We start from the raw sequence: 9,859 nt of genomic DNA, 5'->3' as shown, positions 1-9,859 counted from the left end.
GTCGCAGATCGAACGGCTCGGTGATCGCAAGCGGCTCCGCATCCTTGACCTCGGCAACCAGGCCAACCTCGGCCGCCTCGACGAATGTGCCCTCGTCGTCGGTGTCCGCGACCACGACGTCCGGATCGGGATGCGGTCCGGCTGCAGGCGGACATTGACGGCCTCGAAGACCAGCAGCCCGCAAGCCGCCGCAGCGGCGTCGAAGGCGTTCGCCAGTCGTTGTCTCGGGGCAAGTTTCCCACAGTCGCCGTCGCCTGCCGGGGGTGATGAAGACACCCAGGTGGGCGATAAAGATCGACATGTCCCGACATCTCGCTCAGACTTGAGTGAGGACGACTGCGGGAGGTGCACGATGCCCGGGTTTCACACCGACGAGGAACGGCCGCCTGGGCGATCGCCGAATCGCTGCTCGACAAGGCCCGCGCCATGATGCGCCAGGCCGAACGCGCCCTCGAGACGTGGCGGCTCGGCAAGGAGCTCAACCAGCAACGCTGCGCCCGCCGCGGGATAAGCGCCACCGACGCCGAGATCCGCTGGGCCGGCAGCGCCAACGCCAAGAACGCGCTGACCGACAACACCTTTCACACCGGTCTCGCCACCATGTACTTCGGCGCCGCCAGCGCCTATTACGCCCGCGCCGCGTACCTGCGCAACCGCAGCGAGATGCACCTGAGTGGATGAGCGCCGCTCCGACCGGGGCGGCGGTCGAAGCGGCGCTCAAGGCGGGCCCCGGAGCCGGCCGGCACGCACGGGGGACGGCCGGACGACCCCGGGGGGTCCCTGCCGTCCAGCATGCGAGGGATTCCTGTGACCACGCTGAACGCCCGCGCCACGTCGCCTGAGAAAGCGTCCGGCGGCCGGAAGGGAACGTGGGACAGGCTGTGCGCGGCGGGCTCCCCGGGGCACCATTGACGGGTGGAGATCGCCACCGAAACCGAACGCAAGTACGACGTGCCCGCCGACTTCGAGCTGCCGCGCGTGCCCGGGGCGGACGGCGGCCGGACCCATGAGCTGGACGCGACCTACTACGACACGCCGGATCTGCGGCTCGCCCGGAACAAGCGGACGCTGCGCCGGCGAGAGGGTGGCGACGACGCGGGCTGGCACCTCAAGACGCCGGGTGACGGCTCGTCGCGCACCGAGCACCGGCTGCCCCTGTCCGGCGACAGCGTGCCCGACGAGCTGCTCGAGGAGGTGCGCGCGATCGTCCGTGACCAGCCGTTGCGGCCGGTGGCGCGGCTGCGTACCCATCGCCTCGAAACTCCCGTGACCGACGACGGCGGCCGCACCCTCGCACTGATCGCGCAGGACACGGTGACCGCCGAGACCGATGGCGGCACCCAGACGTGGCAGGAGGTCGAGGTCGAGCTGACCGACGGCGACACGAAGCTGCTCGACCTGGTCGAGCGCCGTCTGCTCAAGGCCGGCGCCGCGCCCGCCGAGGGTCCGTCCAAGCTCGCCCGTGCGCTGGCCGACCGGCTGCCGGCCGAGAAGAAGACGGCGGTCAAGGACCTGGTTCTGGCGTACGTGATCGAGCAGCGCGACGCGATCCTGGGCTTCGATCCGGGGGTACGCCGCGGCGACCCCGAGGCGGTGCACAAGATGCGCGTCGGCACCCGCCGCCTGCGCAGCACCCTGAAGACGTTCAAGCGCTCGTTCCGCCCGGAGCAGGTCGCCTTCCTCGGCCCGGAGCTGAAGTGGCTGGCCGGCCAGCTGGGCGAGGTGCGCGACGGCCAGGTCCTGGAACGCAAGCTGCTGACCGCGGTCGACGACGCCGGCGAGCAGTTCGCGCCGGTGGCCCGCGAGATCCGCGCCCACCTGGACGCCAAGATCGAGGCCGGGCGCGCGGCGCTCGCCGGCGACCTGAACGATGTGCGTTACTTCCGGCTGCTGGACGCCGTCGACGACCTGATCGGCACCTGGGACGGCGGCGAGTCCCGGCCCGCGCGGCGGGCCCGCAGGGCGCTGGACAAGTCCGACCGGCTGCTCGACGAGGCCTGGCTGGCCGGCCACGACGAGCCGCTGCACGAGGCGCGCAAGGCCTACAAGCGGGCGCGTTACGCGGTCGAGGTGTTCGCCGGCCGGGGCGGGAAGCCGGCCAAGAAGCTGGTCGACAAGCTCACCGACCTGCAGGACGTGCTGGGCGCCCACCAGGACTCGGTGGTCGCCCGCGAGATCCTGCAGGAGCTGGCCGGCCGGTCGGACAACGGGTTCCCGTACGGCGTTCTCTACGCCCGGCAGGAGCGGGTCGCCGAGGACACGATGGGCGAGCTGCCCGGGGCGCGGATCGCGTCCCGGGGCCGAAAGCTGCGCGCGTGGCTCGGTCGTTAACTTTGAATACACTCCGGGTGGGTAGGAACTGACCCATGCAGTCGGAGGCGGAGCAGACCGAGAACCACAACGGGCAGAACGAGGACCAGGCCGAGAACAACGGCAGTCAGCCGCACGACGAGGACCTCACGACCGAGCCGTACGAGGGGCCGGTCGAGGCACTCGGCGGCTACCGGGTCGCGGACGACGACGATGACGACCCGGTGCTGCTCAACGCCGACGGCACCCCGGTGGACACCTGGCGCGAGGACTACCCGTACGACGAGCGCCTGGACCGGCAGGTCTACGACCATGACAAGCGGCTGCTGCAGATCGAGCTGCTCAAGCTGCAGAACTGGTGCAAGGACACCGGCGAGCGGATGGTGATCCTCTTCGAGGGTCGCGACGCGGCCGGCAAGGGCGGCACGATCAAGCGCTTCATGGAGCACCTGAACCCCCGCGGCGCCTCGGTGGTCGCCCTGGAGAAGCCGAGCGAGCGCGAGAGCACGCAGTGGTATTTCCAGCGCTACATCAGCCATCTCCCCTCGGCCGGCGAGATCGTGCTGTTCGACCGGTCCTGGTACAACCGGGCCGGCGTCGAGCGGGTGATGGGCTTCTGCACCCGGCACGAGTACCTGGAGTTCATGCGGCAGACGCCGGAGCTGGAGCGGATGCTGGTGCGCTCCGGCATCCACCTGATCAAGTTCTGGTTCTCGGTGTCACAGGGCGAGCAGCGCACGAGGTTCGCGATCCGCCAGGTCGACCCGGTGCGCCAGTGGAAGCTCTCCCCCATGGATCTCGCGTCGCTCGACAAGTGGGACGACTACACCGAGGCCAAGGAGGCGATGTTCTTCTACACCGACACCGCCGATGCGCCCTGGACCGTGGTGAAGAGCAACGACAAGAAGCGGGCCCGGCTGGAGGCGATCCGGCACGTGCTGAGCCGGTTCCCGTACGAGAACAAGGACGAAGACATCGTCGGCACACCGGATCCGCAGCTCGTCGGGCCGGCGTCGATGGCCGTCGAGGGCGCCGAGATGTCCCCCAAGTCATTCCCGCGGCTGTAGTGACAAAAAAGTCATTGTCGACGGGGCTCCGCGTTGATTAACGTGGCGGTACACGTGAAGGGAGGTGGTCCGAAGTTGTATAGCAACGGGACTCGTGAGGTGGCTGTCCGCTAGCCGCTGTCCTTGACAGCTTCGTCGGCTGCTTCCTGGCAGCCTCAGTAGTGCGTCGAGACCGTGTGGCAGCGGTGCGGCGAATCCAAGATAGCCACCCGACCCCTGGGGATCCGGCCTAGTCCGACCGGACCACGCTGCGGCGTGGAAGTCCCCAGGGGTCGCTTCATGTCTGGAAAAGAACATGCGTGAGCTCGTCGTTCTCGGCACCGCGAGCCAGGTGCCGACCCGGACGCGCAACCACAACGGGTACGTCCTGCGCTGGGACGACGAGATGATCCTCTTCGACCCGGGCGAGGGCAGTCAGCGGCAGATGCTGCACGCCAACGTCGCGGTCACCCCGCTCACCCGGGTCTGCGTGACCCACTTCCACGGCGACCACAGCCTCGGCCTGGCCGGGGTCATCCAGCGCATCTCGCTCGACCGGGTGCCACACCCGGTCGTCATGAACTTCCCGGCCGGCGGCAGCGAGTACTTCGAGCGGCTGCGGCACGCGACCAGCTACTGGAACCACGCCGACCTGGCGGTCGAGCCGGTCGGCCCGGGCTTCTCGGCGGAGACCTCGGCGGGGCGGCTCACCGCGCTGCCGCTGCGGCATTCGATCGAGACGTACGGATACCGCCTGGTCGAGCCCGACAGCCGGCGCATGGTGCCCGAGCTGCTGGACCGGCACGGCATCGCGGGCCCGGCCGTCGGCGAGCTGCAGCGTGCCGGCCGGCTCGGCGACGTACGGCTGGCCGACGTCAGCGCGCCGCGCCCCGGCCAGAGCTTCGCCTTCGTGATGGACACCCGCCTGTGCGACGCCGTGTACGAGCTGGCCGCCGGCGTCGACATGCTGGTCATCGAGTCGACCTTCCTCGACTCCGACATCGCGCTGGCCGAGCGGTACGGCCACCTGACCGCCGGCCAGGCCGCGACGGTGGCGCAGGAGTGCGGGGTGCGGACGCTGGTGCTCACCCATTTCTCGCAGCGCTACACCGACCCGGAGGCGTTCCGGCAGGAGGCCGCCGAGTGGTTCGAGGGCGACGTGGTGGTGGCCGAGGACCTCATGCGGGTGCCGGTACCGTCGCGGGATGCCCGTCGTCCTTCGTACCCCACGAGAAGTTGACCTTCGCAAGGTCGGAGACCTGCACTTCCGCTCCCGGGCCTCGGCCTATGCGGGTTTCCTGCCGCCGGAGGCGCTGAACTTCGGCAGCCCGCAGGCGCTCGGCGAGTACTGGACCGAGCGATGGCGCTGGGAGCGCGACACGCACCGGATGACACTCGCCGTCGACGGCGACGAGCTGGCCGGCTTCACCTATCTCGGGCCGAGCGAGGAGCCGGGGGTTCGCGAGCTCAGCGCGATCCACGTCGACCCGGCGCTCGTCGGGACCGGGGTGGGCAAGCTGCTGATGGTCGACGCGCTGGCGCATCTCGAGCCGCGCGCGGTGCTGTGGGTGCTCGAGCAGAACGAGCGGGCGCGGCGCTTCTACGAGCGGGGCGGCTGGCGCGCGGACGGCGTCACCAGGACGGATCCGATCGGCGGCTACGAGACGCTACAAGTGCGGTATGCGATGGATCTGGAGGGCGGGAACGCGTGACCGAGTGAATGCGGGGGAACCTGTGGTCACGCGTCCCCGCCAACCGTGCCCGCCCAACCGGGGGTTGCGCCTGGCCGGAGGCGCGGACCGGCGGAGGCGTGCCGGTCCTGATCCTTCTTGGGCGGGTCTGGGGCGCGGGATGCCGTTGTGCTGGCGGGGCACAACGGCGTCACCGCCGGAGGACATCGAAGGGGTCTTCGAATCTTGCCGGGGGACGGTCAAGCTGCCCCGATCGACGTCCATGAAGTTTTCAAAAAGAACCGCGGTTGCCGGTCCTCGCGATGCGCCGGCGCTGGTTCACCCGGCGCCTCCGCTGATCGTCGAGGCCGGGCATGGCCCGGATGCTGTTCAGGTCGTGCCGCAACGTCCAGGCCTCGCGCCAGGGTCGCCGGGAGGCGACCGCCGCACGCTCGGCCAGTCGCCGGGGCGCACACGGCCAATGCCATCCACACCAGACGCACGTGCCGGCCGGATCGGGCGCCGTGTGCCGGTCGAGCATCTGCTGCGCGTCCTGCCAGAGCAGACGATCCACGACATCGGCCGGTTCGACCATCCCTCCCCCTCTGTCGTCGTCTCACACATACAACCGCGCGGTCCCCGGAGCCGGTCGGACTTTCTGTGCGACTACCCCCACCGTCCGTGACGGACATCTGTTCGCTTCCAGCGGACGACCAGGCGGTATGGCCGCCGGCGCCGGCGCTGTTGGCGAAGACATGGACACCTCCGAGGCTCTCGACGCCTACAGCCGTGTGGTGACCGGGGTGGCCGCCGACCTGCTGCCGTCGGTGGCAGCGCTGTCCGTGCGCAACGGCGCGGGGTCGGCGGTCACCTTCACCCAGGACGGCTTCCTGCTCACCAACGCCCACGTCGTCGGCGGCAACAGCGGCGGCACGGCCGCGTTCGCCGACGGCACCGAATCGAAGTTCGACGTGATCGGCGCCGATCCGCTCTCCGACCTGGCCGTGGTCCGCGTGCACCAGCCGGGGGCGCCGGCCGCGCCGCTCGGCGACGCCGACACGCTGCGGATCGGGCAGCTCGTGGTGGCCGTCGGCAACCCGATGGGCCTGGCCGGCTCGGTCACCGCCGGCGTCGTCTCCGGGCTGGGCCGCTCGCTGCCGGCCCGCGACGGCCGCCGGATACGCATCATCGACAACGTCATCCAGACCGACGCCGCGCTGAACCCGGGCAACTCCGGCGGTGCACTGGCCGACTCGACCGGCAAGGTGGTCGGCGTCAACACCGCGGTCGCCGGGTACGGCCTCGGGCTGGCCGTACCGATCAACTCCACGACCCGGCACATCATCGGCGAGCTGCTCGCCCACGGCCGGGTGCGCCGCGCCTGGCTGGGGGTGGCGGCGGTGCCGGTGAAGACCGGCGGGCGGCAGGGGCTCCGCGTCGTCGAGGTGGTGCCGGGCAGCCCGGCCGGGCTGGCCGGGATCTACCTGGGCGACATCCTGCTCACCGCCGGCGGCAAGCCGCTGGAGACCGTGCAGGCGTTGCAGCGGCTCATGCTGGGGCCGGCGATCGGCACGAAAATGCCGATCACCCTGCTGCGCCGCAACGCCCTGGTCGACGTCATCACGGTGCCCGCCGAACTGAGCTAACTGGCGTGCTAACTGACGTGCGCCAGGAGGTCCTGCCTGGTCAGCACGCCGGCGGGCTTGCCGTCGACCAGCACCATCGCGGCGTCGGCGTGTTCGAGCAGCGCCACCGCCTCGGACACCGGCTGCCCGCCACCGATCATCGGCAAGGGCTCGCCCATGTGCCGCTCGATCGTGTCGTGCAGGTGGGCGTGGCCGGAGAACAGCGCGTCGAGCAGCGCCTTCTCCGCGATCGAGCCGGCCACCTCGCCGGTCACCACGGGCGGCTCGGCCTTCAGCACCGGGAGCTGGCTGACGCCGTACTCCCGCATGTAGTCGATCGCGTCGCGGACCGTCTCGGTCGGGTGCACGTGGATCAGCGGCGGCATGCTGCCGTCCTTCTTGGCCAGCATCGTGGCCACGGTCGGTGCGCCGTCGGTGGTGTGCAGGAAGCCGTACCGGGCCATCCAGCGGTCGTTGAAGATCTTGGACAGGTAACCGCGGCCGCCGTCGGGCAACAGCACCACGACCACGTCCTCCGGACCGGCGCGACGGGCCACCTCGAGCGCCGCGACCACCGCCATGCCGCACGAGCCGCCGACCAGCAGGCCCTCCTCGCGGGCCAGGCGGCGGGTCATCTCGAAGGAGTCCGAGTCGGACACCTCGACGATCTCGTCGCAGACGTCACGGTCGTACGTGGCCGGCCAGAAGTCCTCGCCGACCCCCTCCACCAGGTACGGCCGGCCGCTGCCGCCGGAGTAGACCGAGCCCTCGGGGTCGGCACCCACGATCCGGACCGGTCCCTGCTCCTTGAGGTAGCGCCCGACACCGGAGATCGTGCCGCCGGTGCCGACCCCGGCCACGAAGTGCGTGATCCGGCCGCCGGTCTGCGTCCAGACCTCCGGCCCGGTCTCCTCGTAGTGCGAGCGGGGGTTGGCCTTGTTGCTGTACTGGTCGGGCTTCCACGCGCCGGGGATCTCCCGGGCCAGCCTGTCGGACACGTTGTAGTAGGACCTCGGGTCCTCGGGCGCCACCGCGGTCGGGCACACCACGACCTCGGCACCGTAGGCCCGCATCACGTTCTGCTTGTCCTCGCTGACCTTGTCGGGGCAGACGAAGATGCACCGGTAGCCGCGCAGCTGCGCCACCAGGGCCAGGCCCACGCCGGTGTTGCCGCTGGTCGGCTCGACGATGGTGCCACCGGCGGCGAGCAGGCCCGCCTTCTCGGCGTCCTCCACCATCCGCAGCGCGATCCGGTCCTTGACCGAGCCGCCCGGATTGAAGTACTCGACCTTGGCCAGCACGGTGGCCTCGATGCCGGCGGTCACGCTCCGCAGGCGGACCAGAGGCGTGTTCCCGATGAGTTCGACGACGTTGTCGTAATAGCGCACACCTCAGACTACGACGACCCGATCACGCTCCCGCTCCCACTCCAGGAAGCGCTCGGTCTCGGCCAGCACCGTGCCGGCCAGCCAGGTGATCATCACGGCGTCGTCGGCCAGGCCCGCGACCAGCAGGAAGGCCTCGGGGATCACGTCTATCGGACTTACGACATAGGCGGTCGCCGCTGCCATCAGCGCGACCCGCATGCCCCCGTCGTATTCGCCCTTGGCGGTCGCCTTGAGCATGCGCGGCAGGGCGGAGAGACGTTTGCCCAGCGAGGGACCCCCGCGGGAACCACGCATCAGCGCGCGGCCGAGCGCGGTGAACGCCGCGGTGCGCTTGAGCGTCTTGGCCATGTCGGACCCCTTTCCAATGGGACAAGTGTGACGCGCCGACGCCAGAGTCGCCTCTCGAAGGCCACGAAGTGTCGTACTGGAGGGTTAACTTGGAAGTCGTGGAAGGGATCATCGGGGGGCGGCGCGTCTGGGCCGGCGTCGGCTGGGCGGCCGGCGGCGTCGTCGGTGCTGCCGGGTTGTCGGTCCTCGTCGTGTTGCGCCAGGCGGCCGACGCCCGGCGCGTGATTCCCATGGCCCAGGCCCCGCCGCCGCGTGGTGACGGTCTGTATGGGGGGAAGTTCCGCGGCAAGCCGCTCAGCATGGTCATCCTCGGCGACTCGACGGCCGCCGGTTACGGCGTGCACCGGCCCCGCGAAACGCCCGGCGCGCTCTTCGCCACCGGCGTGTCCCGCCGCCTGCGCCGCCCGGTCCGCCTGCACCGGGTCGCGGTCGTCGGCGCCATGTCGGCCGGCTTGCCCTACCAGGTGGACGCCGCGCTGGAGTACGAGCCGGAGATCGCGCTCATCATGATCGGCGGCAATGACGTCACGCACGCGTCGGGCTTCGCCGCGGCCGCCAAGCACCTCGGCGACGCGGTCCGCCGGCTGCGTGAGGCCGGATGCAAGGTGGTGGTCGGCACCTGTCCCGACATCGGCGCCATCCAGCCGATCAAGCGGCCGCTGCGCTGGCTGGCCCGCCGCTGGAGCCGGCAGCTCGCGGCCCTGCAGACGGTGGCCGTGGTCGCCGCGGGCGGCAGCACGGTGTCGATCGGCGACCTGCTGGGCCGCCAGTTCGAGGCCGACCCGACGCGGATGTTCGGCGCCGACCGCTTCCACCCGTCGGTGGAGGGCTACGCCCGGGCCGCCGCGGTGATGATGCCGACGCTGATGGCCGTGCTCGGCGAGGACGACCGCTCCACACCCACCGGAGTGGAGGGCGTCCGCAGCCTGGAGGAGGCCGCGCAGGAGGCGGTCCGGTCGGTCGGCACCGAGGTCAGCCCCACCGAGGTCGGCGGTCGCGCCCGCGGCCCGGCCGGCCTGTGGGCGCAGTTGCGGCGGCATCCGTGGTTCGGTGAGCAGCGGTTCTGGTTCGGGCAGAAGCCGGCGCCCGCTCCCTCGCAAGAGAGCGTTCCGAGCGGCCGGTCGTCCGACTCGGCCGTAGGCTGGAGTCCGGAGGGAGGCGGCAGATGACCGGCTGGACTTCTCGAGTGGGCAAGGCCGCGGCCACCTCACTGCTCGCGGGCGCGGTGGGCGGTGTCGCGCTGCTCGCCGGTGAGGCGATCGCGGCACGTGGGCGGCGCTACGCCAAACCGACGATGGGCCTCGCCCTGCGCACGTCGATGGGCCCCACCCACGCGCCCAAGCTCCGGCTCGTGCTGCTCGGTGACGCGGCCGCGATCGGCGTCGGCGTGGAGTGGCTCTCCGAGACGGTCGGCGGCCAGCTCGCCCGCATGCTCGCCGAGGGCACTCCCGAGACCGGCGAGCGGCACGTGC

General features: G+C 71.0%; 10 protein-coding genes and 1 pseudogene. 8 read left to right on the top strand and 3 right to left on the bottom strand.

What is annotated here, in order from left to right; genetic code table 11:
- The first annotated feature begins 345 nt into the window (after positions 1-345).
- The 5 genes from AB0M20_RS12565 (at position 346) to AB0M20_RS12545 (ending at position 5,068) form a co-directional block, all read left to right on the top strand.
- Entirely contained in the window at positions 346-681 is a 336-nt protein-coding gene (locus AB0M20_RS12565; protein WP_364297412.1) for a hypothetical protein, read from the top strand.
- A 234-nt stretch (positions 682-915) separates the two neighbouring features.
- Entirely contained in the window at positions 916-2,331 is a 1,416-nt protein-coding gene (locus tag AB0M20_RS12560; RefSeq protein ID WP_364297410.1) for a CYTH and CHAD domain-containing protein, read from the top strand.
- A 35-nt stretch (positions 2,332-2,366) separates the two neighbouring features.
- Positions 2,367-3,377 carry a polyphosphate kinase 2 gene (gene ppk2, locus AB0M20_RS12555; protein WP_364297408.1) on the top strand — a complete coding sequence of 337 codons (1,011 nt, stop codon included), beginning with the start codon at positions 2,367-2,369 and terminating at the stop codon, positions 3,375-3,377.
- Between the two features lie 295 nt (positions 3,378-3,672).
- On the top strand, positions 3,673-4,596 hold the full coding sequence (locus tag AB0M20_RS12550; protein ID WP_364297406.1) for a ribonuclease Z: 924 nt from the start codon (positions 3,673-3,675) through the stop codon (positions 4,594-4,596).
- Positions 4,562-5,068, top strand: coding sequence for a GNAT family N-acetyltransferase (locus tag AB0M20_RS12545; RefSeq protein WP_364297404.1), 507 nt, complete (start codon positions 4,562-4,564; stop codon positions 5,066-5,068). Before AB0M20_RS12550 ends, AB0M20_RS12545 begins: the two co-directional genes overlap by 35 nt.
- A 250-nt stretch (positions 5,069-5,318) precedes the next feature.
- Here the strand turns inward: AB0M20_RS12545 and AB0M20_RS12540 are convergent, their stop codons facing one another.
- Positions 5,319-5,621: a hypothetical protein gene (locus AB0M20_RS12540; RefSeq protein ID WP_364297402.1), complete on the bottom strand. Its 303-nt coding sequence runs from the start codon at positions 5,619-5,621 to the stop codon at positions 5,319-5,321.
- Positions 5,622-5,781: 160 nt separating this feature from the next.
- On the opposite strand from AB0M20_RS12540, the gene AB0M20_RS12535 reads away from it, so the two are divergent.
- Positions 5,782-6,672: a trypsin-like peptidase domain-containing protein gene (locus AB0M20_RS12535; protein WP_364297400.1), complete on the top strand. Its 891-nt coding sequence runs from the start codon at positions 5,782-5,784 to the stop codon at positions 6,670-6,672.
- Between the two features lie 8 nt (positions 6,673-6,680).
- On the opposite strand, the gene AB0M20_RS12530 is transcribed toward AB0M20_RS12535, so the two are convergent.
- Both AB0M20_RS12530 and AB0M20_RS12525 read right to left on the bottom strand, forming a co-directional pair.
- Entirely contained in the window at positions 6,681-8,039 is a 1,359-nt protein-coding gene (locus AB0M20_RS12530; protein ID WP_364297398.1) for a cystathionine beta-synthase, read from the bottom strand.
- A gap of 3 nt (positions 8,040-8,042) precedes the next feature.
- Positions 8,043-8,387, bottom strand: a complete 345-nt coding sequence (locus tag AB0M20_RS12525) for a YkvA family protein (RefSeq protein ID WP_364297396.1) — start codon at positions 8,385-8,387, stop codon at positions 8,043-8,045.
- A 107-nt stretch (positions 8,388-8,494) separates the two neighbouring features.
- Here AB0M20_RS12525 and AB0M20_RS12520 point away from each other — a divergent pair, with 107 nt between their 5' ends.
- Together AB0M20_RS12520 and AB0M20_RS12515 are read left to right on the top strand one after the other, a co-directional pair.
- Positions 8,495-9,556 carry an SGNH/GDSL hydrolase family protein gene (locus AB0M20_RS12520; RefSeq protein ID WP_364297414.1) on the top strand — a complete coding sequence of 354 codons (1,062 nt, stop codon included), beginning with the start codon at positions 8,495-8,497 and terminating at the stop codon, positions 9,554-9,556.
- Positions 9,553-9,859 (top strand): annotated as a pseudogene (locus AB0M20_RS12515) (SGNH/GDSL hydrolase family protein); the annotation flags it as partial. The gene AB0M20_RS12520 and the pseudogene AB0M20_RS12515, both read left to right, overlap by 4 nt.

Source organism: Actinoplanes sp. NPDC051633 (assembly GCF_040681735.1).
GTDB lineage: Bacteria > Actinomycetota > Actinomycetes > Mycobacteriales > Micromonosporaceae > Actinoplanes.
The sequence above is the reverse complement of the archived record's forward strand: the minus strand, read 5'-3'. Positions and strand labels throughout refer to the sequence as shown.

Excerpts from the sequence above, each read along its gene's own strand:
- ppk2 (WP_364297408.1), top strand. The coding sequence starts at position 2,367 with ATGCAGTCGGAGGCGGAGCAGACCGAGAACCACAACGGGCAGAACGAG.
- AB0M20_RS12550 (WP_364297406.1), top strand. The coding sequence starts at position 3,673 with ATGCGTGAGCTCGTCGTTCTCGGCACCGCGAGCCAGGTGCCGACCCGG.
- AB0M20_RS12545 (WP_364297404.1), top strand. The coding sequence starts at position 4,562 with ATGCCCGTCGTCCTTCGTACCCCACGAGAAGTTGACCTTCGCAAGGTC.
- AB0M20_RS12540 (WP_364297402.1), bottom strand. The coding sequence starts at position 5,621 with ATGGTCGAACCGGCCGATGTCGTGGATCGTCTGCTCTGGCAGGACGCG.
- AB0M20_RS12535 (WP_364297400.1), top strand. The coding sequence starts at position 5,782 with ATGGACACCTCCGAGGCTCTCGACGCCTACAGCCGTGTGGTGACCGGG.
- AB0M20_RS12525 (WP_364297396.1), bottom strand. The coding sequence starts at position 8,387 with ATGGCCAAGACGCTCAAGCGCACCGCGGCGTTCACCGCGCTCGGCCGC.